Annotated in this window: 23 protein-coding genes; 20 read left to right on the top strand and 3 right to left on the bottom strand. The window is 75.0% G+C overall.

Annotated elements, in window-relative coordinates; all coding sequences use genetic code 11:
• Positions 1–54: 54 nt before the first annotated feature.
• The 19 genes from thrS (at position 55) to FS882_RS13815 (ending at position 19,799) form a co-directional block, all read left to right on the top strand.
• Positions 55–2,070, top strand: coding sequence for a threonine--tRNA ligase (gene thrS / locus FS882_RS13725; protein WP_158373613.1), 2,016 nt, complete (start codon positions 55–57; stop codon positions 2,068–2,070).
• Between the two features lie 4 nt (positions 2,071–2,074).
• Positions 2,075–2,680 (top strand): HIT family protein, encoded by a 606-nt coding sequence (locus FS882_RS13730; RefSeq protein WP_158373615.1) that lies wholly within the window; start codon positions 2,075–2,077, stop codon positions 2,678–2,680.
• 7 nt (positions 2,681–2,687) lie between these two features.
• Positions 2,688–3,305, top strand: a complete 618-nt coding sequence (gene pgsA / locus FS882_RS13735; protein WP_158373617.1) for a phosphatidylinositol phosphate synthase — start codon at positions 2,688–2,690, stop codon at positions 3,303–3,305.
• Complete coding sequence (locus tag FS882_RS13740; protein WP_158373619.1) at positions 3,302–4,288, top strand: phosphatidylinositol mannoside acyltransferase; 987 nt, start codon at positions 3,302–3,304, stop codon at positions 4,286–4,288. The genes pgsA and FS882_RS13740 overlap by 4 nt, the downstream gene beginning before the upstream one ends.
• On the top strand, positions 4,285–5,514 hold the full coding sequence (locus tag FS882_RS13745; RefSeq protein WP_316043642.1) for a glycosyltransferase family 4 protein: 1,230 nt from the start codon (positions 4,285–4,287) through the stop codon (positions 5,512–5,514). Before FS882_RS13740 ends, FS882_RS13745 begins: the two co-directional genes overlap by 4 nt.
• Before the next feature lie 4 nt (positions 5,515–5,518).
• The gene (locus tag FS882_RS13750; RefSeq protein ID WP_158373621.1) at positions 5,519–6,151 is read left to right on the top strand and encodes a hypothetical protein; all 633 of its coding nucleotides are present in this window, start codon (positions 5,519–5,521) and stop codon (positions 6,149–6,151) included.
• Between the two features lie 119 nt (positions 6,152–6,270).
• Positions 6,271–7,194 carry a pyridoxal 5'-phosphate synthase lyase subunit PdxS gene (pdxS, locus tag FS882_RS13755; protein WP_158373623.1) on the top strand — a complete coding sequence of 308 codons (924 nt, stop codon included), beginning with the start codon at positions 6,271–6,273 and terminating at the stop codon, positions 7,192–7,194.
• Complete coding sequence (locus FS882_RS13760; RefSeq protein ID WP_410053284.1) at positions 7,191–7,811, top strand: NUDIX hydrolase; 621 nt, start codon at positions 7,191–7,193, stop codon at positions 7,809–7,811. The genes pdxS and FS882_RS13760 overlap by 4 nt, the downstream gene beginning before the upstream one ends.
• A 49-nt stretch (positions 7,812–7,860) precedes the next feature.
• Positions 7,861–9,087: a pyridoxal phosphate-dependent aminotransferase gene (locus FS882_RS13765; protein ID WP_262348292.1), complete on the top strand. Its 1,227-nt coding sequence runs from the start codon at positions 7,861–7,863 to the stop codon at positions 9,085–9,087.
• A 9-nt stretch (positions 9,088–9,096) separates the two neighbouring features.
• On the top strand, positions 9,097–9,714 hold the full coding sequence (pdxT, locus tag FS882_RS13770; RefSeq protein WP_158373625.1) for a pyridoxal 5'-phosphate synthase glutaminase subunit PdxT: 618 nt from the start codon (positions 9,097–9,099) through the stop codon (positions 9,712–9,714).
• An 85-nt stretch (positions 9,715–9,799) separates the two neighbouring features.
• A complete protein-coding gene (locus FS882_RS13775; RefSeq protein ID WP_158373627.1) occupies positions 9,800–10,555 on the top strand; it encodes a YebC/PmpR family DNA-binding transcriptional regulator in 756 nt (251 codons plus the stop codon).
• A gap of 187 nt (positions 10,556–10,742) precedes the next feature.
• A complete protein-coding gene (gene ruvC / locus FS882_RS13780) occupies positions 10,743–11,315 on the top strand; it encodes a crossover junction endodeoxyribonuclease RuvC (protein ID WP_158373629.1) in 573 nt (190 codons plus the stop codon).
• 105 nt (positions 11,316–11,420) lie between these two features.
• Positions 11,421–12,041 carry a Holliday junction branch migration protein RuvA gene (ruvA, locus tag FS882_RS13785; protein ID WP_158373631.1) on the top strand — a complete coding sequence of 207 codons (621 nt, stop codon included), beginning with the start codon at positions 11,421–11,423 and terminating at the stop codon, positions 12,039–12,041.
• Positions 12,034–13,089, top strand: coding sequence for a Holliday junction branch migration DNA helicase RuvB (gene ruvB, locus FS882_RS13790; RefSeq protein ID WP_222848222.1), 1,056 nt, complete (start codon positions 12,034–12,036; stop codon positions 13,087–13,089). Before ruvA ends, ruvB begins: the two co-directional genes overlap by 8 nt.
• A 131-nt stretch (positions 13,090–13,220) precedes the next feature.
• Positions 13,221–13,640, top strand: a complete 420-nt coding sequence (gene yajC / locus FS882_RS13795) for a preprotein translocase subunit YajC (protein WP_158373633.1) — start codon at positions 13,221–13,223, stop codon at positions 13,638–13,640.
• Positions 13,641–13,742: 102 nt separating this feature from the next.
• Positions 13,743–15,599 (top strand): protein translocase subunit SecD, encoded by a 1,857-nt coding sequence (gene secD / locus FS882_RS13800; protein ID WP_158373634.1) that lies wholly within the window; start codon positions 13,743–13,745, stop codon positions 15,597–15,599.
• Positions 15,599–16,705 (top strand): protein translocase subunit SecF, encoded by a 1,107-nt coding sequence (secF, locus tag FS882_RS13805; RefSeq protein ID WP_158373636.1) that lies wholly within the window; start codon positions 15,599–15,601, stop codon positions 16,703–16,705. The genes secD and secF overlap by 1 nt, the downstream gene beginning before the upstream one ends.
• On the top strand, positions 16,702–17,271 hold the full coding sequence (locus tag FS882_RS13810) for an adenine phosphoribosyltransferase (RefSeq protein ID WP_158373638.1): 570 nt from the start codon (positions 16,702–16,704) through the stop codon (positions 17,269–17,271). Before secF ends, FS882_RS13810 begins: the two co-directional genes overlap by 4 nt.
• A gap of 203 nt (positions 17,272–17,474) precedes the next feature.
• On the top strand, positions 17,475–19,799 hold the full coding sequence (locus FS882_RS13815; protein ID WP_158373640.1) for a RelA/SpoT family protein: 2,325 nt from the start codon (positions 17,475–17,477) through the stop codon (positions 19,797–19,799).
• On the opposite strand, the gene FS882_RS13820 is transcribed toward FS882_RS13815, so the two are convergent.
• The 3 genes from FS882_RS13820 to FS882_RS13830 form a co-directional block, all read right to left on the bottom strand.
• The gene (locus FS882_RS13820) at positions 19,759–20,433 is read right to left on the bottom strand and encodes a hypothetical protein (RefSeq protein ID WP_158373642.1); all 675 of its coding nucleotides are present in this window, start codon (positions 20,431–20,433) and stop codon (positions 19,759–19,761) included. The two genes, FS882_RS13815 and FS882_RS13820, sit on opposite strands and share 41 nt — an antisense overlap.
• 67 nt (positions 20,434–20,500) lie before the next feature.
• The gene (locus FS882_RS13825) at positions 20,501–22,252 is read right to left on the bottom strand and encodes a DUF349 domain-containing protein (RefSeq protein ID WP_158373644.1); all 1,752 of its coding nucleotides are present in this window, start codon (positions 22,250–22,252) and stop codon (positions 20,501–20,503) included.
• Positions 22,249–23,037 carry a peptidylprolyl isomerase gene (locus tag FS882_RS13830; RefSeq protein WP_158373646.1) on the bottom strand — a complete coding sequence of 263 codons (789 nt, stop codon included), beginning with the start codon at positions 23,035–23,037 and terminating at the stop codon, positions 22,249–22,251. Before FS882_RS13830 ends, FS882_RS13825 begins: the two co-directional genes overlap by 4 nt.
• Before the next feature lie 156 nt (positions 23,038–23,193).
• Here FS882_RS13830 and FS882_RS13835 point away from each other — a divergent pair, with 156 nt between their 5' ends.
• Entirely contained in the window at positions 23,194–23,916 is a 723-nt protein-coding gene (locus FS882_RS13835; RefSeq protein WP_158373648.1) for an MBL fold metallo-hydrolase, read from the top strand.
• Positions 23,917–23,918: the final 2 nt, after the last annotated feature.

Consider the following 23,918-nt stretch of genomic DNA (forward strand, 5'->3'; position numbering starts at 1 on the left):
CATCGACCCGGACCCCGCGCGCGAGGCGCGGGCCCGACCGGAGGAGACCCCGCAGTGTCCGAGCTCATCACCCTCACCGTCGACGGCACCAGCACCACGGCCGAGGCGGGGACCACGGGCACGGACCTGTTCGCCGCTCGCCGCGACGTGGTCGTCGCGCGGGTCGACGGGGACCTGTGGGACCTGTCCCGCCCGCTGCCCGACGGCGCGGTCGTCGAGGCCGTCACGGTCGACTCGCCGGACGGCCTGGCCGTGCTGCGCCACTCCGCGGCCCACGTGCTCGCGCAGGCGGTGCAGGAGGTCAACCCGAAGGCGAGGCTCGGCATCGGCCCGCCGGTGACCGACGGCTTCTACTACGACTTCGACGTCGAGGAGCCGTTCACCCCCGAGGACCTCAAGGCACTCGAGAAGGTCATGTCCCGGATCGTCAAGGAGAACCAGACGTTCCGCCGGGTCGAGGTCACCGACGACGAGGCGCGCGCGCTGGCCGCGGACGAGCCGTACAAGCTCGAGCTCATCGGCCTCAAGTCGACCGCGGACACCGCGGGCGAGGGCGCGTCGGTCGAGGTCGGCGCCGGCGGCCTGACCTACTACCAGAACGTGCGCGGCGCGGGCCGGGAGTCCGAGACGGTCGTCTGGCAGGACCTGTGCCGCGGCCCGCACGTGCCCAGCACCAAGGTGCTCGGCAACGGCTTCCAGCTGACCCGCTCGGCCGCCGCGTACTGGCGGGGGAGCGAGAAGAACCCGCAGCTGCAGCGGATCTACGGCACGGCGTGGCCGACCAAGGACGAGCTCAAGGCGTACCTGGAGCGCGTGGCCGAGGCCGAGCGCCGCGACCACCGCCGGCTGGGGACCGAGCTCGACCTGTTCTCGTTCCCGGACGAGATCGGCTCGGGCCTGGCGGTGTTCCACCCCAAGGGCGGCATCATCCGGATGGAGATGGAGGAGTACAGCCGGCGCAAGCACGTCGAGGCGGGCTACTCGTTCGTCAACTCGCCGCACATCACCAAGCAGCAGCTGTTCGAGATCTCGGGCCACCTGGACTGGTACGCGGACGGGATGTACCCCCCGATGCAGCTGGACGAGGAGCGCGACGCCGAGGGCAACATCAAGCGCGCGGGGCAGAACTACTACCTCAAGCCGATGAACTGCCCGATGCACAACCTGATCTTCGACTCGCGGGGGCGCTCGTACCGCGAGCTGCCGCTGCGGCTGTTCGAGTTCGGCACGGTGTACCGGTACGAGAAGTCCGGCGTGGTGCACGGCCTGACCCGCGCCCGCGGCTTCACTCAGGACGACGCCCACATCTACTGCACGCGCGACCAGATGAAGGGCGAGCTGACCAGCCTGCTCACCTTCGTCCTCGACCTGCTCAAGGACTACGGCCTGGACGACTTCTACCTGGAGCTGTCCACCCGGAACCCCGAGAAGTCGGTCGGCGAGGACGCGGCGTGGGAGGAGGCGACCGAGACGCTGCGCCAGGTCGCCACCGAGTCCGGCCTGGAGCTGGTCCCGGACCCGGGCGGCGCCGCGTTCTACGGCCCGAAGATCTCCGTCCAGGCCAAGGACGCGATCGGCCGCACCTGGCAGATGTCGACGATCCAGCTCGACTTCAACCTGCCGGAGCGGTTCGACCTGGAGTACACGGCGGCCGACGGCACCCGGCAGCGCCCGGTGATGATCCACCGCGCGCTCTTCGGGTCGATCGAGCGGTTCTTCGCGGTGCTGACCGAGCACTACGCGGGCGCGTTCCCGGCCTGGCTCGCGCCGGTCCAGGTGCTCGCGGTGCCGGTCGCCGAGCCGTTCGAGCCGTACCTGGAGGACGTCGTCGCCCAGCTGCGCGCCCAGGGCATCCGCGCCGAGCTCGACCGGTCCAGCGACCGGTTCGGCAAGAAGATCCGCAACGCCTCGACGCAGAAGATCCCGTTCGTGCTGATCGCGGGCGGCGAGGACGCCGAGGCCGGGGCGGTGTCGTTCCGGTACCGGGACGGCCGCCAGGAGAACGGCGTCCCGGTCGCGGAGGCCGTGCAGCGCGTCGTGACCGCCGTGCGCGAGCACGCGCAGGTCTGACGCGGTGACGGCGCACGGCGACGGCCCGGGGGAGCCGGCGGTGGAGGACGCCGCCGGCCTCCCCGGCGTGCCCGACGGCTTCGGCCGGCTGTGGACCCCGCACCGGATGGCCTACATCGGCGGGGAGAACAAGCCCGCCGACGGCGCCGAGGGCGACGGCTGCCCGTTCTGCCGCATCCCCGCGCTGTCCGACGAGGACGGCCTGGTCGTCGCGCGCGGCGCGGTCGCCTACGTCGTGCTCAACCTGTACCCGTACAACGGCGGCCACGTCCTGGTGGTCCCGTACCGGCACGTCGCCGACTACACGGACCTGACGGACGCCGAGGTCGCGGAGGTCGCCGAGCTGACCCGCACCGCGATGCGCGTGCTGCGCGAGGTCAGCGGCCCGCACGGCTTCAACCTGGGCATGAACCAGGGCGCCGTCGCCGGCGCGGGCATCGCGGCGCACCTGCACCAGCACGTGGTGCCGCGCTGGTCGGGCGACAGCAACTTCCTGCCGATCGTCGGCCGCACCCGGGCGCTGCCGGAGCTCCTGCACGACACCCGGGCGCGCCTCGCGGCGGCCTGGCCGGCGGCCGACGACGTCGCCGCCGGCGACCAGAAGGGATGACCGGCCCGTGCTGAACGGACTGCGAGGAGCCATGACGCGGCTCTTCACCCCGGTGGCGGACGCGCTGCTCAAGCGCGGCGTCTCGCCGGACGCGGTGACCATCACCGGCACCGTGGCCGTCGTCGCGGCGGCCCTGTGGCTGTACCCGGCGGGACACTTCCTGGCGGCGAGCCTGGTGATCGCGTTCTTCGCGCTGACGGACAGCCTGGACGGGGTCATGGCGCGGCGCGCCGGCCGGTCCGGGCCGTGGGGCGCGTTCCTCGACTCGACGCTCGACCGGTTCGGCGACGCCGCGATCTTCTCGGGCCTGGTGCTGTGGTTCGTGCACGGCAGCGAGTCGTCCTGGGCGGGCTGGGGCTCGGGCCTGGCGCTGGCGTGCCTGGTGCTCGGCGCGATCGTGCCCTACGCCCGGGCCCGCGCCGAGGGGCTCGGCATGACGGCGGCGGTCGGGATCGCCGAGCGCGCCGACCGGCTCGCGACGGTCCTGGTCGCGACCGCCCTGGTCGGCGTCGGCGTGCCCGAGCCGGTGCTGGTCGTGGTGCTCGGCCTGCTCGCCGTGGCGTCGCTCGTGACGGTCGTGCAGCGCGTGCTCACGGTCCGGCGCCAGGCGCTGGGGGCGGCGTGAGGCGGCCGCAGGTGGACGTGGCGCGGCTGTTCGCGTTCGCGTGGCGGGTCGTCGGCACGGTCCCCGACCCGGTGGTGCGCGGGGTCTTCCGGCTCGTCGCCGACGTGGTGTGGCTCCTGCGCGGCGCTGGCGTCCGGCAGCTCGAGGCGAACCTCGGGCGCGTGCGTCCGCAGGCACGCCCGGACGAGATCCGCCGGCTGAGCCTGCTCGGCATGCGGTCGTACATGCGGTACTACGGCGAGTCGTTCGCGCTGGTGGGGGCGAAGCCCGAGCAGATCGACGCGCGGGTGCGGCTGGTCGACCCGGGCGAGGTCGTCGGCACGATGAACGAGGGCCGGATGGTCGTCATGGCGCTGGGCCACCTGGGCAACTGGGACCTGGCGGGCGCGTGGGCCACCCGGAACCTCGGCCGGACGGTCACCGTCGCCGAGCGTCTCAAGCCGGAGGCGCTGTTCCAGGAGTTCCTGCGGTTCCGCGAGGGGATCGGGCTGGAGATCATCCCGCTGTCCGACGGGGGGGCGGGGGGCGGCGTGTTCCGCGAGCTGGTGCGCACCGCCCGGCAGCCCAGCCCGGGCCTGATCCCGCTGCTCGCGGACCGCGACCTCACCGCCCGGGGCGTCGAGGTCGACCTGTTCGGCGAGCGGGCGCGCGTCGCGGCGGGCCCGGCCGCGCTGGCGGTCTCGACCGGCGCGCCCCTGTGCGCCACGTCCATCACCTACGAGCGGCTGACCGGCGCGCGCCGACGGGCCGCCGGCACCGCGTGGGGGGTCGTCATCGAGTTCGGCCGGCTGCTGACCGTGCCCGACGACGTGCCGCGGTCCGAGCGGGTCGCGGTGCTCACCCAGGCGTGGGTCGACGACCTCGGGCGGGGCATCTCCCGGGCCCCGCAGGACTGGCACATGCTGCAGAAGGTGTTCGTGGCCGACCTGGACCCCGAGCGGTACGCACGGACGAAGGCGGCGGCCGGCGAGGCGGCCTCGTGATCGCCGGGCTGGCGCCCGGGCCGTCACGCCCGCTCCGGGTCGGCATCGTCTGCCCGTACTCGTTCGACGTGCCGGGCGGGGTGCAGTTCCACGTCCGGGACCTCGCGGAGGCGCTGATCGACCGCGGGCACAGCGTGTCCGTGCTGGCGCCGGCCGACGAGGACACCCCGATCCCGCCGTACATGACCTCCGCCGGCCGCGCCGTGCCCGTCCGGTACAACGGGTCGGTGGCCCGGTTGGCGTTCGGGCCGATCACGGCGGCCAAGGTGCGCCGCTGGCTGGAGGCGGGGCAGTTCGACGTGCTGCACCTGCACGAGCCGGCCACGCCCTCGCTCAGCATGCTCGCGCTGTGGATCGCGGACGGCCCCGTGGTCGCGACGTTCCACTCCTCGCTGGTGCGGTCCCGCTCCCTGCAGCTCGCCTACCCGCTGGTCCGGCAGTCGCTGGAGAAGATCGGCGCGCGGATCGCGGTGTCCGAGGACGCGCGCCGCACCCTCGTCGAGCACCTGGGCGGCGACGCGGTCGTGATCCCGAACGGCGTGTTCGTCGACGCGTTCGACGGGGTGCCCACCGACGCGCGCTGGGCCGGCACCCCCGAGGCGCCGACCGTGGTCTTCCTCGGCCGGCTGGACGAGCCGCGCAAGGGCCTGCCGGTGCTGCTCGAGGCGGTCCCGGAGGTGCGCCGCGCCTTCCCGGGCGTGCGGATCCTCGTCGCCGGCCGCGGGGACACCGGCCCCGCCGAGGTGCGCGAGCTGCTCGGTGACGACGCGGACGCCGTGGAGTTCCTGGGCGGGATCACCGACGAGGAGAAGGCGCGGCTGCTCGCGTCCGCGGACGTGTACTGCGCGCCGCAGACCGGCGGCGAGTCGTTCGGCATCGTGCTGGTCGAGGCGATGAGCGCGGGCACCGCCGTGCTGGCCTCCGACCTCGGCGCGTTCCGGCGGGTGCTCGACGACGGCGCCGCGGGCGTGCTGTTCCGCACCGGCGACTCCGCCGACCTCGCGCGCGCGCTGATCGGGCTGCTCGGCGACCCGGGGGAGCGCGACCGGGTGGCCGCGGCGGGCCGGGCGGCCGTCGGGCGGTACGACTGGTCGACGGTGACGCACCAGGTGCTGACGGTGTACGAGATGGCGGTCGAGGGCAGCGTGGCGCCGGTGGGCGAGGACCCCACCTCGCTGCGCGGCGCCCGGACGGCGCTGCGGCGCCTGCGCGGGGACGAGGGATGACACGATGAGCTGGTCCGAGACGGCGGTCGTCGTCGTCGCGGTGCTCCTGGTAGTGCTGTGGTGGTCGTGGGTGGCCGCGTCGCGCATCGACCGGCTGCACCGCAAGGTCGCCGCGTCCCGCGCGGTGGTGGACACCCAGCTGCTCCGGCGGGCGTCCGCCGCGTCGACCCTGGCGGCGTCGGGCGTGCTCGACCCGGTGAGCTCGGTGCTCGTCGGCGAGGCCTCCTGGGCGTCGATCGCCGCGGGCAGCCCCCAGACCCAGGGCATGGCCCGGCTACCCGCCGAGCTGCGCGGGCCCGAGCGCGCCGACCCGGCCACCGCCGATCGCGGGCTGGTGGAGTCGGAGCTGTCGGCGACGCTCCGCGAGGCGCTGGACGACCCGGACGAGGTCGCCGCGCTGCGGGAGGAGCCGGGCGCGGCCGAGCTGCTCGACGCGCTCGGCGACGCCTGGTACCGGGTGCAGCTCGCGCGCCGGTTCCACAACGAGGCGGTCGCCCAGGCCCAGCGGATGCGCCGCGGCTGGGCGGTGCGCACGCTCCGGCTCGCCGGGCGCGCGCCGATGCCGCAGACGCTGGAGCTGGACGACGCCTGGCCCGCGGCCCTGGGCCGGCCCGGGCAGCCCCCGGCCGCGGCCTGACGCCCCGCGTCCCGCGCCCGGACACACCCGCACGGGGCGTGGACGACCGCCGTCGTCGTCGCCCGGCGCGACTACGATGGGACCCGGAAACCCCCCTGAGCCGAACTGCGAGGACCTCCGTGACCACCGACACCAGCCAGCCCGCCACCGGCACCGACGTCCCCGCGGTGGGCACCGCCCGCGTGAAGCGCGGCATGGCGGAGATGCTCAAGGGCGGCGTGATCATGGACGTGGTCACCGCCGAGCAGGCCAAGATCGCCGAGGACGCCGGCGCGGTCGCCGTCATGGCGCTCGAGCGGGTGCCCGCCGACATCCGCGCCCAGGGCGGCGTCGCGCGCATGAGCGACCCGGACCTCATCGACGGCATCGTGAACACGGTGTCCATCCCGGTCATGGCGAAGGCCCGCATCGGCCACTTCGTCGAGGCGCAGGTGCTGCAGAGCCTCGGCGTGGACTACGTCGACGAGTCCGAGGTGCTCACCCCGGCCGACTACGCGCACCACATCGACAAGTGGCAGTTCACCGTGCCGTTCGTCTGCGGCGCGACCAACCTGGGCGAGGCGCTGCGCCGCATCACGGAGGGCGCGGCGATGATCCGCTCCAAGGGCGAGGCCGGCACCGGCGACGTGTCGAACGCGACCACCCACATGCGGACCATCCGCGACGAGATCCGCCGGCTGTCCTCGCTGCCCGAGGACGAGCTGTTCCTCGCCGCCAAGGAGCTGCAGGCGCCGTACGACCTCGTGGTCGAGGTGGCCCGCGCCGGCAAGCTGCCGGTCGTGCTGTTCACCGCGGGCGGCATCGCCACCCCGGCCGACGCGGCGATGATGCGCCAGCTCGGCGCCGAGGGCGTGTTCGTCGGCTCCGGCATCTTCAAGTCGGGCAACCCGGCGCAGCGCGCCGCGGCGATCGTGAAGGCGACGACCTTCTACGACGACCCGGACGTCATCGCGAAGGTCTCCCGCGGCCTCGGCGAGGCGATGGTCGGCATCAACGTGGACGACGTCCCGGTGCCGCACCGCCTGGCCGAGCGCGGCTGGTGACCCACCCCGTGCCGACCGACGGCCCGTCGACCCCCGCGGGGGCCGGCGGGCCGTCGCCGTCGGGGGCGACGTCGGCGTCCTCGCTGGGCGCCGACTGGGTGCTCGGCGAGGACGGCCTGCGGTTCCGCCGGGCGGCGCGGGTGCTGCTGCTCGACGCCGAGGACCGGCTGCTGCTCGTGCGCGGGCACGACGTCGACCAGCCCGAGCGGTCCTGGTGGTTCACCGTGGGCGGCGGGATCGACCCGGGGGAGTCGGCGCGCCAGGCGGCGGTGCGCGAGGTCCGCGAGGAGACCGGCCTGCTCCTGGACGCCGCCGCGCTCGTGGGCCCGGTGCTCACGCGGTCCGCCCTGTTCGACTTCTACGCGGAGCACTGCCGCCAGGACGAGGAGTTCTTCCTGGCGCGGGTCGCCGACGCGGTGGACACCGCGACGATCGCGCGCGACGGCTGGACCGAGGTCGAGCTGGACGTGCTGGACGAGCTGCGCTGGTGGCACCTGGACGAGCTGGCCGCCGAGACCCGCGAGGTGTTCCCCGAGGGGCTGCCGGACCTGGTCCGGCCGCTGCTGGCGGGCTGGGACGGGTCCGTGCGGCACCTCGGCCTGCAGCGCGACGACTGACGTTACCGGGGAGTAACGTCCGGGTCCCGTTCTCGGCTAGGGTCGGCCGGTGCCCATCTCGACCTCGCCCGTGACCCGCATGCACCGCAGCGGCATCCGCACCCTCATGGAGCTCGCCATGCGCGACCCGGAGGCGATCCGGCTGGAGATCGGCGAGCCCGACGTCCCCACCCCCGCGCACGTCGTGGCCGCCGCGGGCCGGGACGCCGCCGCGGGGCACACCGCGTACACGTCGAGCACCGGCACCCCGGAGCTCCGGGCCGCGCTGGCCGAGAAGGTGCGCCGGGTCAACGGCCTCGACGTCACGGCCTCGGACGTGGTCGTGACGCACGGCGCGATGCACGGGCTCGCCATGGCGATCAACGCGCTCGCCGGCCCGGGCGACGAGGTGCTGCTGCCCGACCCCGAGTTCCCGAACTGGCGGATGGCCGCGGTCGCCGCCGGCGTCGGCGTCGCGACGTACCCGGCACACGCGGCGAACGGCTTCGTGCCGACCCTCGAGGACATCGCCGCGGCGATCACGCCCGCCACGCGGGTGATCGTCGTCTGCTCGCCGAACAACCCCACCGGCGCGATGTACCCGCCGGAGCTGCTGGCCGGCGTCGTCGAGCTCGCCCGCGAGCGGGACCTCTGGGTGTTCTCGGACGAGTGCTACGAGGCGATCACGTTCGACCGGCCGCACGCCAGCCCCGCTGCCTTCGACACCGACGGCCGGGTGCTGACCTTCTTCAGCTTCTCCAAGACCTACGCGATGACCGGCTGGCGGCTCGGCTACGTCGTCTCCCGGGACCCGGGCGTGATCGACCTGCTCGGCCAGGTCGCCGAGGCGACGGTCGCCTGCCCGTCGTCGGTGAGCCAGCGGGCCGCGCTCGCCGCGCTGACCGGCCCGCAGGACGACGTCGCGGCGGCCGTCGACTCGTACCGGGAGCGGCGCGACGCCGCGGTCGCGCTGCTGGACGCGCGCGGCATCCCGTCCGTGCGGCCGCAGGGTGCGTTCTACCTGATGGTCGACGTGTCGGCCGCGATGGCCGACTCCGAGGCGTTCGCCCTGCGCCTGCTGGCCGACCGGCACGTGTCCGTGTCGCCGGGGTCGGCGTTCGGCCCGGGGGGCGAGGGCATGGTGCGGGTGTCGCTGGCCGCGGAGCGCGGCGCGCTGCTCGACGGCCTGTCCCTGCTGGCCGACGCGGTGGCCGACTGGTCCGCGACGGCGGCCACGGGCGCCCGGGCCGGCGCGGCCGTCGGCGGCGGTGCGCTGCACGGTGCCGCCGATTCGTAGGATGTGCGGGTGACCGCCACCCCCACCATCGGTGTCCTGGCCCTGCAGGGCGACGTCCGCGAGCACCTCGCCGCCCTGCGCGCGACCGGGGCCGAGGCCGTCCCGGTGCGCCGCGAGTCCGAGCTCGACGCCGTCGACGGCCTGGTGCTGCCCGGCGGCGAGTCGACGACGATCGACAAGCTGCTGCGCGCGTTCGACCTGGACGCGCCCGTGCGCGAGCGGCTCGAGGCGGGCATGCCCGCGTACGGGTCGTGCGCCGGGATGATCCTGCTCGCCGACCGGATCGTCGGCGGGATCGACGGGCAGCGGACGCTGGGCGGGCTGGACGTCACCGTGCGGCGGAACGCGTTCGGGCGGCAGGTCGACTCGTTCGAGACGGACCTGACCATCGACGGCGTGCCGGACAGCGCGGCGGACCCGGTGCACGCCGTGTTCATCCGCGCGCCCTGGGTGGAGGAGGTCGGCCCGGCCGCGACCGCGCTCGCCCGCGTGGAGTCCGGGCCCGCCGCCGGTAGGATCGTCGCGGTGCGCCAGGGCTCGTTGCTCGCCACGTCCTTCCACCCGGAGGTGACGGGGGACACGCGGGTGCACCGGCTGTTCGTCGAGATCGTCCGCGACGCCCTGTGAGAGCGGGGGCGCGCTCCGCTGCCGGAGCGTGCCGCACCGCCGGCCCGGGCAGCGCCGGGGCGGCGCGGGAAACGAGAGGGAAGCGATGTCGGGTCACTCCAAGTGGGCCACCACCAAGCACAAGAAGGCCGTGATCGACGCGAAGCGCGGCAAGCTCTTCGCGAAGCTCATCAAGAACATCGAGGTCGCCGCGCGCACCGGCGGCGGTGACCCCGCGGGCAACCCGACGCTGTTCGACGCCATCCAGAAGGCCAAGAAGACCTCGGTCCCCAACGACAACATCGAGCGCGCCGTCAAGCGCGGCTCGGGTGCCGAGGCCGGCGGCGCGGACTACCAGACGATCCTCTACGAGGGCTACGGCCCCGGCGGCGTCGCGTTCCTGGTCGAGTGCCTCACCGACAACCGGAACCGCGCCGCGGCCGACGTGCGCGTCGCGTTCACCCGCAGCGGCGGCCAGATGGCCGACCCGGGCTCGGTGGCGTACCTGTTCTCGCGCAAGGGCGTCGTCATGGTCCCCAAGGAGGGCACCACCGAGGACGACGTCATGCTGACCGTGCTCGACGCGGGCGCCGAGGAGGTCAACGACGCGGGCGAGGCCTTCGAGGTGCTGTCCGAGGCGACCGACCTCGTCAAGGTGCGCACGGCGCTGCAGGAGGCCGGCATCGAGTACGACTCCGCCGACGTCGTGTTCTACCCGGCCACCCAGATCGAGGTGGACGCCGAGGGCGCCCGCAAGGTCCTGCGCCTGATCGACGCGCTCGAGGACTCGGACGACGTGCAGAACGTCTACGCGAACTTCGACGCCTCCGACGAGGTCATGGCGGAGCTCGAGGACGACTGACCCCCGAGCACGCGCGACGCCCCGCCCCGGACCTCCGGGTGCGGGGCGTCGTCGCGTCCGGGGTCGCGCGCCGTCCGCGCGCGCAGGCCCCGCGAGCCGCCGTGTGGATCCATTCGTACCGACACGCCCGCGCGTGTCGGTACGAGTGGATCCGGACGCAGCAGGGTCGGGCTGCGAGGATGGGGGCGTGCGCGTACTCGGTGTGGACCCCGGACTCACCCGCTGCGGGCTGGGCGTGGTCGACGGGCTGCCCGGCCGGAAGGTGCGGATGGTGGCAGTCGGGGTCGCGCAGAGCCTGCCGGCCGCGGACATCGACCAGCGGCTGCTCGTCATCGCCGCGACCATCGACGAGTGGCTCGAGGAGCACGCCCCCGACGCCCTCGCGGTCGAGCGGGTGTTCGCCCAGCACAACGTCAGCACCGTGATGGGCACCGCGCAGGTGGCCGGCATCGCGATGCTCGCGGCCGCGCGCCGGAAGATCCCCGTCGCGATGCACACGCCGTCCGAGGTGAAGGCCGCGGTCACCGGGAGCGGCCGGGCGGAGAAGCCGCAGGTGCAGTCGATGGTGCAGCGGCTGCTGTCGCTCGACGAGCTGCCCCGCCCCGCGGACGCCGCGGACGCGCTCGCCCTGGCGATCTGCCACCTCTGGCGCCCGGCCGGCGCGGTCGGCGCCCCGCAGCGGGCCCCGGGCTCGATGACGGCGGCGCAGCGCGCGTGGGCGCAGGCGGAGCAGGCCGCCCGCCGGGTCCCGTCCCGCTGACGTCGGCCGCGTGTCGTTCGTACACGTGTTCGCACGCGTGGCAGACTGCACCGCGGGCGCCCGGCCACCGCGGTCGCGCGTCGTCCGCGACTGGGAGGAGCCGCAGTGATCGCCTCGGTGCACGGGACGGTGCAGGCCGTGCGGCTGGACGCCGCCGTGGTGGAGGTCAACGGCGTCGGCATGCTCGTGCAGGCGACCCCCGCGACGCTGGCGGGCCTGCGGGTCGGGGCGACCGCCACGCTGCACACCTCGCTGGTGGTGCGCGAGGACGCGCTGACGCTGTTCGGGTTCGCCGACGACGACGAGCGCGAGGTGTTCGAGGTGGTGCAGCAGGTCAGCGGCGTCGGCCCCCGGCTCGCGCTGGCGATGCTCGCGGTGCACACGCCGGACGGGCTGCGCCGCGCGGTCGCCACCGAGGACCTCGCGGCGCTCAAGCGGGTGCCGGGCATCGGGCAGAAGGGCGCGCAGCGGATCGTGCTGGAGCTCGCCGACCGGCTCGGCGCCCCGGCCCCGGTCGCGCCGGCCGGCGGGGTCGCGGCCCCCGCCGGGCCTCCGGACCGGCGCGACCAGGTCGTCGACGCGCTGGTGGGCCTCGGCTGGAACCAGAAGGCGGCGACGGACGCGGTGGCGACGGTGCTGGACGGCACCGAGGAGCCGGTCGGGGAGGCGGAGGTCGCGGGCGTGCTGCGCGCGGCGCTGCGCACGCTGGGCGGCGGCCGTGGTTGACGAGACCGACCTCGGCGTGGACGTCGACCCCGCGGACTCGGTCGTCCGCCCGGGCGCCGACGACCTGGAGCGCGCCGCCGAGGCCGCGCTGCGCCCGCGGCACCTCGACGAGTTCGTCGGCCAGAAGGTCGTCCGCGAGCAGCTGTCGCTGGTGCTGCAGGCGGCGCTCGGGCGCGGACGCGCCCCCGACCACGTGCTGCTCTCCGGCCCGCCCGGGCTCGGCAAGACGACGCTCGCCATGATCATCGCGGCGGAGCTCGGCACCTCGCTGCGCGTCACCAGCGGGCCCGCGATCCAGCACGCCGGCGACCTCGCCGCGATCCTGTCCTCCCTGGAGGAGGGCGAGGTGCTGTTCCTGGACGAGATCCACCGGCTCGCGCGGCCCGCCGAGGAGCTGCTGTACGTCGCGATGGAGGACTTCCGCGTCGACGTCGTGGTGGGCAAGGGGGCGGGGGCGAGCGCGATCCCGCTGGCCCTGCCGCCGTTCACGGTCGTCGGCGCCACCACCCGCGCGGGGCTGCTGCCGGCGCCGCTGCGCGACCGGTTCGGGTTCACCGGCCACCTCGACTTCTACGCCGACGACGAGCTGGAGCGCGTGCTGCTCCGGTCCGCCGGGCTGCTCGGCGTGCCGCTGGCACCCGAGGCCGCGGCGGAGATCGCGTCCCGGTCCCGCGGCACGCCGCGCATCGCCAACCGGCTGCTGCGCCGGGTGCGCGACTGGGCGCAGGTGCGCGGCGACGGCAACCTGTCGCTCGACGCGGCCCGCGCGGCCCTCGAGGTCTACGAGGTGGACCGCCGCGGGCTCGACCGGCTCGACCGGTCGGTGCTGACGGCGCTGTGCACCCGGTTCGGCGGCGGGCCGGTCGGGCTCACCACGCTGGCGGTCGCCGTGGGCGAGGAGCCGGAGACGGTCGAGACCGTCGCGGAGCCTTTCCTGGTCCGCGAGGGGCTGATCGGCCGGACGCCCCGCGGCCGGGTCGCGACGCCGGACGCCTGGGCGCACCTGGGTCTGTCGGCGCCCGTGCCCACGGATACGCTGTTCGGCTGAGACCCCGCGCGCCGCGGGCCGCCGAACAGGTCCCGCACAGGGAACCGCCGCGCGCCCGCAGTCGTTAGGAGCCCGGAGCCGTGGCGCCTAGACTGCGGCCGACGTCGTACGCAGTCAGGAGCTGTTTCCTCGTGGACTTCTCGTTCCTCATCATCCTCGCCATCGGGGCCGTGGCGCTGTTCCTCATGAGCAGCCGCCAGCGCAAGGCGCAGCGGGAGCAGCTCAGCTTCCGCGACAACCTGCAGCCCGGGCAGCGCGTGATGACCGGGTCCGGCATGTACGGCACCGTCGTCGAGGTCGACGGCGACGAGGTCACGCTCGAGTCGACGCCCGGCAACGAGTCCGTGTGGATCAAGGCCGCGATCGCGCGCCTCGTCGAGCCGCCGGTGGACGAGGAGTCCGAGGTCGACGAGGACGCCGAGGACGACGTCGAGTGGCGTGACGAGCCGGGCGCCGTCCCGCCGGGCCGGATCGACGTCCCGGACGACCTCTCCTCGCTGCAGCCGCCGCGCGACGACGAGGGCCCCGACACCAAGAAGTCCCAGCAGTAGTCGACCGGGCGTCCCGCCCCCGCCGAGCGCGGGGGACGGGGCGCCCTTCATCCGCACCGCCCGCCGTCCGCGGGCGGTGCGCGCACGAGAGAAGACGGTCCGTTGGCCCCACCCACACGCCGCCGCCACCCGGCGCGCATCCTGCTCACGCTCGCCGTGATCACGGTCGCCGTGTTCGGCGCGATCTTCGCCGGCACCAAGCTGTCGGACGCGACCTGGACGCCCAAGCTCGCCCTCGACCTCGAGGGCGGCACCCAGCTCATCCTGGCGCCGGTCGCGCAGGACGAGTCCCGCGTCACCTCGGAGACCATCGCGCAGGCGATCGAGGTCATCCGGCAGCGCGTCGACTCGTCCGGCGTCGCCGAGGCGGAGATCAGCTCGCAGGGCGGGTCCAACATCGTCGTGGCCCTCCCCGGCCGCCCGAGCGAGGAGACGCTGGACCTCGTCCGCACCTCCGCGCAGATGGAGTTCCGGCCGGTCCTGACCTACGGCGCCGCGACGCCGACGGCGACGCCGTCGGCGAGCCCGACGGACGGCGCGACCGAGCCCTCGGACCAGCCGACGAAGGCGGCCCCGGACTCCGCGAGCGACGCCGAGTACTACATCACCCCCGCCGTGCAGGCGGAGTACGACGCCCTCGACTGCACCGACCCGGCGAACCTGACGGGCGGCAAGCAGAGCGCGGCGGACGAGGTGCTCGTGACCTGCGACCCCGACGGCACGGTCAAGTACGTCCTGGGCCCGGTCGAGGTGGAGGGCTCGCACATCGCGAACGCCAGCTCCGGCCTGCGGGTCAGCCAGTCCGGCGCCGTCACCAACGAGTGGGCCGTGAACCTGGAGTTCGACCGCACCGGCACCCGCCAGTTCGCGGACGTCACCGAGCGGCTGCAGGGCCTGTCCTCGCCGCAGAACCAGTTCGCGATCGTGCTCGACGGGCTGGTCATCTCGGCCCCGTCGCTCGACCCGGGCGTCATCATCTCGGACGGCAAGGCGGAGATCTCCGGCTCGTTCACCCGCGACTCCGCGACCGCGCTCGCCAACCAGCTGAAGTTCGGCGCGCTGCCGCTGAGCTTCGAGGTGCAGAGCGAGGAGCAGATCTCCGCGACGCTCGGCTCCGAGCAGCTCGAGAAGGGCCTGATCGCCGGCCTCATCGGCCTGATCCTGGTCGTCGTCTACTCGCTGTTCCAGTACCGCGCGCTCGGCCTGGTGACGGTCGCGTCGCTCGTCATCGCGGCGGTGCTCACCTACGGCGTCATCACCCTGCTGTCCTGGACGCAGGGCTACCGCCTGTCGCTGCCCGGCGTCGCCGGGCTGATCGTGGCCATCGGCATCACGGCGGACTCGTTCATCGTGTACTTCGAGCGGATCCGCGACGAGCTGCGCGAGGGCCGGACGCTGGTCGCCGCCGTCGACCGCGCCTGGGAGCGCGCGCGCCGGACGATCCTGGCGTCCGACGCGGTCAACTTCCTCGCCGCCCTGGTGCTCTACTTCCTGGCGGTCGGGTCGGTGCGCGGCTTCGCGTTCACCCTCGGCCTCACCACGCTGCTCGACCTGCTCATCGTGTTCACCTTCACCCACCCGGTGATGCGCCTGATCGCGAAGACCCGGTTCTTCGGCAGCGGGCACCCGCTGTCCGGCCTGGACCCCCGCCGGCTCGGCGCGCCCGAGTCGACCCGCTACGTCGGCCGCGGCCGCGTGGTGACGGGCCGCCGCGCGGACGGCGACGCCCCCGCGGCGGAGCCCGCCGACCTCGACGCCCGCACGTCCACGCTGGTGGCGGCCCCGGTCGGCGCGGGCGGCACGATCGCCGAGCGCCGCGCCGCCGCGCGCGCCGCGCAGGCCGAGGCGGAGGCCGGACCCCCGGCCGACGACGCCGGGAGCCCCGGCACGACCGACACCGACGACGCACCCGACGGCAGCACCCCCGCCGCGCGACGCACCGAGGGGAGCGAGTCCTGATGGCCGTCAACTTCGCCCAGTGGGGCAACGACCTGTACACGGGCCGCCGCTCGTACGACATCGTCGGCCGGCGCCGCACCTGGTTCCTGATCTCCGGGATCCTGGTGCTGCTCTCGATCGTCCTGCTGTTCAAGCCGGGGCTGCACCCGGGCATCGAGTTCCGCGGCGGCTCGCAGTTCACCGTCTCGAACGTCTCGACCACCGACCAGCAGCCCGCCATCGACGCGGTCACCGAGATCGCGCCGGAGGAGGTGCCGCGCGTCAGCAACGTCGGCTCGTCGACGCTGCGCGTCCAGACGTCCGAGCTCACGAACGACCAGGTCACGCAGGTCCGCACGGCGCTCGAGGACGCCTACGGCGTGTCCGAGGACGACGTCGCGAGCTCGTTCATCGGGCCCACCTGGGGTGCGGACGTCTCCAAGAAGGCCGCGACCTCGCTGGTCGTGTTCCTGGTGCTCGTCAGCATCGTGATGACCGTGTACTTCCGGAACTGGCGGATGGCCGTGGCCGCGATCGTCGCGCTGTTCCACGACATCCTCATCACGGCCGGCGTGTACGCCGCGATCGGCTGGGAGGTCACGCCGGCGACGGTGATCGGCTTCCTCACGATCCTCGGGTACTCGATCTACGACACCGTCGTGGTGTTCGACAAGGTGCGGGAGAACACCGCCGGGATCACCGACCAGACGCGCGCGACCTACGAGGAGCGCGCCAACCTGGCGGTCAACCAGACGCTGGTCCGCTCGATCAACACCTCGGTGGTCGCGCTGCTGCCCGTCGCGGGCATCCTGTTCATCGGGGCGTTCGTGCTCGGCGCCGGCACGCTGCGCGACATCGCGCTCGCGCTGTTCGTCGGCATGATCGTCGGCGCGTTCTCCTCGATCTTCCTGGCGACGCCGCTCGAGGTGGTGCTCCGCCTGCGCGAGCAGCCGATCCGCGAGCACACGGCGAAGGTGCTGGCCGCGCGCAGGCGGCTCACCGACGGCGGGCTGGACGAGGACGCGTCCTCGGAGGAGGTCGCGGTCGCGCGGTTCACGGGCCAGGTCCGGCCGGGTGGCCACCAGGGAGTCGCGGCGCAGCCGCGCAGGAAGAAGGGCCGGCGATGAGCGGCGTGCAGGACCTGAGCGGGCAGGGCCTCCGGCTGACGGGCCAGGCGCTCGTCGACCGGGTCGAGGCGCTCGTGCGCAGCGTGCCCGACTACCCGACGCCGGGCGTGGTGTTCAAGGACATCACGCCGCTGCTCGCGGACGGCCCGGCGTTCGACGCCGTGGTGCGCGAGATGGCCGCCCGCGTCCCGGGCCCGGTCGACCTGGTCGCCGGCATGGAGGCGCGCGGGTTCATCCTCGCCGCACCGGTCGCCATGGCGCTGGGTGCCGGCTTCCTGCCGGTGCGCAAGGCCGGCAAGCTGCCCGGGCCGACCGCCCGTCGGGACTACGAGCTCGAGTACGGCGCGGCCTCGGTCGAGCTGCACCCGTTCACGGTGCCGGCCGGCTCACGGGTGCTGGTCGTCGACGACGTGCTCGCCACCGGCGGCACCGCGCAGGCGACCGTCGAGCTGCTGGAGGAGTGCGGGGCCGAGGTCGTCGGTCTGTCGTTCCTCATGGACCTCACGTTCCTGCCGGGCCGGTCGCGGCTCGCGGGACGGCACGTGGACGCGCTGCTGGCCGTCTGAGGCTCCCGTCGTCCCGCACGCCGTCGCCCCGCCCGGGGCGGCGGCGTGCGGTGCTCCCCGGGCGCGCCGGTGCGCGGGTGGCGGCCGTGACGCGGACTGCGGCGGCGACGCCGTAGAATCGTGCGGATCGACGGCGTGTCCGGCTCGCGCCGGGCGCGCGGTGGCGGACAGCCGGGCGCGACCCGGCACGGCGGGAGGCGCGCATGGCGGACCCGGTTCGGACCCCGGCAGGAGCTGACGCACGGCCGGAGGCGCCCGCGACCACGGGCGGCACCAGCCGGGTGCGGTCGCGCCTGGCCCGGTTCGGGCAGAGCCGGGGGCCGCAGCAGTCGCCGGTGATCGAGCCGCTGCTGCAGGCCGTCCGCACCAACCACCCGAAGGCCGACCTCAGCCTGATCGAGCGCGCGTACGTCACCGCCGAGCGCGCGCACCGGGGCCAGCTCCGCAAGAGCGGCGACCCCTACATCACGCACCCGGTCGCGGTCGCGACCATCCTCGCCGAGCTCGGCATGACGCCGCCGACGCTCGCCGCCGCGCTGCTGCACGACACCGTCGAGGACACGTCGTACTCCCTGGACCAGCTCCGCAGCGAGTACGGGCCCGAGATCGCCATGCTGGTCGACGGCGTGACGAAGCTCGACAAGGTCACCTACGGCGACGCCGCGCAGGCCGAGACCGTGCGCAAGATGGTCGTCGCGATGTCCCGCGACATCCGGGTGCTGGTCATCAAGCTCGCCGACCGGCTGCACAACGCCCGCACCTGGAAGTTCGTCCCCGCGGCGTCGGCCGAGAAGAAGGCGCGCGAGACGCTCGAGATCTACGCGCCGCTCGCGCACCGCCTCGGCATGAACACGATCAAGTGGGAGCTCGAGGACCTGTCGTTCTCGACGCTGTACCCCAAGGTCTACGACGAGATCGTGCACCTGGTCGCCGAGCGCGCGCCGGCCCGCGAGGAGTACCTGGCCGTGGTGCGCGAGCAGGTCGGCGCCGACCTGCGCAGCGCGAAGATCAAGGCGACGGTCACGGGCCGGCCGAAGCACTACTACTCGATCTACCAGAAGATGATCGTGCGGGGCCGCGACTTCGCCGACATCTACGACCTCGTGGGCGTGCGCGTCCTGGTCGACACGGTGCGGGACTGCTACGCGGCGCTCGGCGCGCTGCACGCGCGGTGGAACCCGGTCCCGGGCCGGTTCAAGGACTACATCGCGATGCCCAAGTTCAACCTCTACCAGTCGCTGCACACGACGGTCATCGGCCCCGGCGGCAAGCCGGTCGAGATCCAGATCCGCACGCACGACATGCACCGCCGGGCCGAGTACGGCGTCGCGGCGCACTGGAAGTACAAGGAGAGCGCCAAGGGCGCGGGCGCCGACGCCGACGGCAACGACATGGCCTGGCTCCGCCAGCTGGTCGACTGGCAGAAGGAGACGGCGGACCCCTCGGAGTTCCTGGACTCCCTGCGGTTCGAGATCGCCGACGGCGAGGTCTACGTCTTCACCCCCAAGGGCGACGTCATGGCGCTGCCCGCCGGTGCCACCCCCGTCGACTTCGCGTACGCGGTGCACACCGAGGTCGGGCACCGCACGATGGGCGCCCGGGTCAACGGCCGGCTCGTCCCGCTCGACTCGACGCTCGAGAACGGCGACGTCATCGAGGTGTTCACCTCGAAGTCGGAGACCGCGGGCCCGTCCCGCGACTGGCTCGGGTTCGTCACCAGCCCCCGTGCGCGCAACAAGATCCGCCAGTGGTTCACCAAGGAGCGGCGCGAGGAGGCGATCGAGCACGGCAAGGACGCCATCGCCAAGGCGATGCGCAAGCAGAACCTGCCGATCCAGCGCCTGCTGTCGCACGAGTCGCTCGTCGCGCTCGCCAACGAGATGCGGTACGCGGACGTCTCCGCCCTCTACGCCGCGATCGGCGAGGGCCAGGTCTCCGCGGCGACCGTCGTGCAGCGGCTCGTGCACGCGATGGGCGGCGAGCCCGGCGCCGAGGAGGACATCGCCGAGGTCGCCCGCCCCGGGCAGACCGCGCGCCGGGTCCGCACCGGCGACCCGGGCGTGGTCGTCAAGGGCGTCGACGACATCTGGGTGAAGCTCGCCAAGTGCTGCACCCCGGTGCCCGGCGACGACATCATCGGCTTCGTCACCCGCGGCCAGGGCGTCAGCGTGCACCGGTCCGACTGCATCAACGTCGCCGCGCTGCGCGCCCAGCCCGAGCGGATGGTCGACGTCGAGTGGAGCCAGGGGAGCACCGCGCTGTTCCTGGTGCAGATCCAGGTCGAGGCCCTGGACCGCAGCCGGCTGCTCTCGGACATCACCCGGGTGCTCTCCGACCACCACGTCAACATCCTGTCGGCGTCGGTCTCGACCTCCCGGGACCGGGTCGCGATGTCCCGGTTCGTGTTCGAGATGGCGGAGCCGTCGCACCTCGCGTCCGTGCTCTCGGCGGTGCGCAAGGTCGAGGGCGTGTTCGACGTCTACCGGATCACGGGCGCCAAGGCGGAGCAGCCGGTCGTCGAGGCGTAGGGGCCGGGGCCCGGTCCGACGCCGGGCCTGGGCTAGGGGTCGGGCTCCGGGCGGGGCCCCCCGGGCACGCGCCCGCGAGGCGGGGGACCAGCGCCGCCGCGGCGCGGACCCCGCGCCGCCCGGACGCGGCGGCGACGTCCGCGCGCACGCGGGCCGGGTCGACGCCCGCCGCGCGCAGCCGGGCGACCAGCGGCAGCGCCCGCTCCGGCGGGTCGTGGCTCAGCAGGTCGACCGCCGTCCGCCGCGGCGTGGTCACCCGCACGCCGCCGAGCAGCACGACGTCGGCGTCCGGCAGCGCGGTGGCGGCCGCGGCGCGCCCCGGGGCGGGTTCGGGGACGCGCGCTCCGCTCGGCGCCACCAGGTCGACCCGGACCGGCGGGGCGCCGCCCACGTGCACCCACACGGCCGCGGCGCGGGCGACGGCGCACCGCGGTGGCACGAGCGGGGCCAGGGCGGCCGCCCGCAGCGCCGGCGTCGCCGGGACCCCCGCCGGGAGGGCGACCTCGCCGCGCAGGCGCACGAGGTGGCCGTCACGCAGCAGCAGGTGCCAGGCGACGGCGCCGACGTCGCCGAGGCGCACGAGGGGCGTGGACGGCAGCCGGGCCGCCGTCCGTGGATCCGGGAGGGAGGTCACCGGAAGCACGATGCCGGTCGACCCCCGCGCATGGCGAGGGGCGACCGGCACCGGCTGTGGACGAGCGTCAGCCGCGCGACTCCTCGGCGGCGCGCTGCACCTGCTCCAGCCAGGACCGCCGGGCGTCGAGCGCGGCCTGGGCCTCGGCGACCTTGCGCGCGTCGCCGCCCGCCTGGGCCTTCGCGAGGTCCGCCTCGAGCTGGGCGATCGCTTTCTCGAGCTGGGCCAGGGCGCCCTCGGCCCGCGCGCGGGTCTCCGGGTTGGTCCGGCGCCACTCCGCCTGGTCGGCGTCGCGCACCTTCGCCTCGACGGCACGGAGCCGGCCCTCGACGCGCTGGATGTCGCCGCGCGGCACCTTGCCCGCGGCCTCCCAGCGGTCCTGGATCGAGCGCAGCGCCGCCTTGGCCTGGGCGAGGCCCTTCGCCGGGTCGATCGCCTCGGCCTCGACCAGCAGCGCCTCCTTGACCTCCAGGTTGGCGCCGTACTCCCGGTCCGTGGCGGCGTTCAGCTCGTCACGGGCGTGGAAGAACGTGTCCTGCGCGGCGCGGAACCGGGCCCACAGCGCGTCGTCGTCCGTGCGGCTCGCGCGGCCGGCGGCCTTCCACCGGGCCATCAGGTCGCGGTAGGCGCCGGCGGTCGGACCCCACTCGGTGCTCGACGACAGGCGCTCGGCCTCGCGGACGATCTCCTCCTTGGCGGCCTTCGCGCCCGCGTTCCGGGACTCCAGCTCGGCGAAGTAGTGCCGCCGCTCCCGGTCGAACGTGGTGCGCGCGTGGCTGAACCGCTTCCACAGCGCCTCCTCGGAGGTGCGGTCGATGCGCGGGCCGGAGCGCTGCGCGTCCTTCCACTCCTCGAGCAGGGCGCGCAGCTGCTCGCCCGCCGGGCGCCACTGCATGCGCGCGGGGTCCGTCCCGGCGATCTTCTCCGCGCGCTCGACGATCTGCGTACGGGCCTCGAGCGCGGCCTGGCGGGCCGCGGCCCGCTCGGCGTCGACCGCGGCACGCCGCTCCGCCGCGGTGGCCCGCAGGGCGTCCAGGCGGGCGCGCAGCCCGTCCAGGTCGCCGACGGCCGCCGGCTCGGCGGTCTCCTCGGTCAGGCGCGCGAGCGTCTGGTCGATCTCCTTGACCGCGAGGTCCGTCGCCGTCAGGCGCGCCTCGAACAGCGCGACCTTCGCCTGCAGGTCGAGGAACCGGCGCACGTACAGCGCCAGCGCCTCGTCGGCGGTGGCGCCGGGGAACTGGCCCACGGCGCGCTCGCCGGCGGCCTCGCGGACGTAGACGGTGCCCTCGTCGTCGACACGGCCGAACCCGGACGCGGCGGCGGCCTCGGCGGAGTCGTCGGCCACCGGCACCGGCACCACGGGCGTCACCGGGGCCGCGGGGGCGTCGCCGGGCGCGTGCTCGCCGGCCTGGGCCGACGGGGCGCTCGGCCGCGGGCGGGGGCGCATGGCGCTGGGCAGGGGCGCGCGGGGCCGCGGGGCGGTCGCGGCGGGGGCCGGGGCCGGGTCGGCGGGGGCCTCGGCCCGGGGTGCGGCGTCGGCGTCGGGCGCTCCGTCGGCCGGGGACCCGGCCTCGGGTGCCGGCTCCTCGGTGGGGGCGGGCTCCTCGGTGGGGGCGGGCTCCTCGGTGGGGGCGGGCTCCTCCGCCGTGGCCGGGGCCTCGGCGGGCGTCTCCGTCGCGGGGGCGTCCTCGGCGGGGACCTCGGCCGCGAGGGCCTCGGCGTCACCGGTCGCGGGGACCTGGGCCTCGCCGACCTCGGGCGTCGTGGCCGCGGCGGCCTCGTCCAGGGCGCGCTGCTGCTCGTCGGGCGTCTCGGTCACTGGGTCTCCACTCCCTCGATGGTGACGGGGGTGGCCGGGGCGCCGTCCGTGGCACCGCCGCTCACGCCCGCGTCAGCGACTGCCTGCACGACGTCGAGGCCCGACGTGATGCGGCCGAACACGGTGTAGCCCCCGGCGTCGTCCGCCGGGATGGTCGAGTCCTCGTAGACGAGGAAGAACTGGCTGCCCATCGACTCGCCGTCGCCGCCCTGGCGGGCCATGGCGATGGTGCCGGCCGGGTAGACGTCGTCGGCGGGGGCGTTCTCGATCGGGCCGAAGGCGTAGCCGGGGCTGCCGGTGCCGGTCCCGGTGGGGTCGCCGCACTGCAGGACGTAGATGCCGCTGGTGGTGAGCCGGTGGCAGCCGGTGCCGTCGAAGTAGCCCTCCTGCGCGAGGGTCACGAAGCTCGCGACCGCCTGCGGCGCGGCCGCGCCGTCGAGCTCGACGCCGATCTCGCCCTGGCTGGTGCTGATGGTGCCGGTCCAGGTGCGGCCCTCGGCGAGCGACGCGTCGGGCAGCACGCCCCCGTTGCCGAGGCGCTCGGCGCCGGTCGTGGGAGCGGCGGTGGCGGTCGGGGCGTCGGTGGCGCCCGAGCCGGCCGTGGCGTCGTCGCCTCCGGTGGCCAGGAGCGCGGCGGTGATGCCCACGCCGAGCACGAGCACGCCGACGACCCCGCCGGCGATGATCTGCTGGCGGCGGCGGCGCGCGTGCTTCTGCGCCTGGCGCTGCTGCCACTTCTCGTACCGGCGGCGCTCGTACTCGCGCTCGCGCTTGCTGGACGGCACGCACTCTCCTCGGTCTCGGCGTGGGCGGGTCACCCGTGCGCGGGCACGGCCGCGCCCGCGCCCGCCGGACAGTCTAGGCAGCCGGGGGTGCCCCGGGTGACCCGCGCCGCGCGCCTGCGTGCCGGGGGCCCCGCGGACCGCCGCTAGCGTGGCGGCGTGCGCATCCTCGGCCTGACCGCTCCCGTGTTCGCCGCGGCCTGCTACGTGGTGGCGGCGGACGACGGCGACTGCGTCGTCGTCGACCCGGGCGGGGGCGTCGCGGACGCCGTGCGCCGCGCCGTCGCGGAGCACGGGCTGCGGGTCGCCGGCGTCGTCGCGACGCACGGTCACGCGGACCACGTGGCCGACGCCGGTGCCCTCGCCGCGGAGGCCGGGGTGCCGCTCCGGCTGCACGCCCGGGACGCGTACCGGCTCGCCGACCCGCTCGGCCCGCTGGGGCTCGGCGGGCCGGCCGACCCGGGGGTCGCGGCGGCGCTGCGGTCGGCCGCCGCGGCGGCCGGGCTGGACCCCGCGACGTTCGGCCGGGTCGACGCCGCGCTGGTCGCGCCGTTCGGCGAGGGCGACGCCGCCCGCACGCCGGACGTGGTGCTGGCGCTCGGCTCGGTCACCCTGGTGGCCCGGCACGCGCCGGGTCACACCGAGGGTTCGACCCTCTACCTGCTGGCCGCGGGCGACGAGAGCGTGGCGTTCACCGGCGACGTGCTGTTCGCGGGGTCGGTCGGCCGCACCGACCTGCCCGGCGGGGACCCCGCCGCGATGGCTGCCACCCTGCGCGAGGTCGTCGGGGCGCTGCCGCCCGGCACGCACGTCCTGCCGGGCCACGGACGCGCCACGCGGGTGGACGCGGAGCTGGCCACCAACCCGTACCTGGCAAACTGACC

The sequence above is a fragment of the Cellulosimicrobium cellulans genome (genome assembly GCF_007679345.1).
GTDB lineage: Bacteria > Actinomycetota > Actinomycetes > Actinomycetales > Cellulomonadaceae > Cellulomonas > Cellulomonas cellulans_A.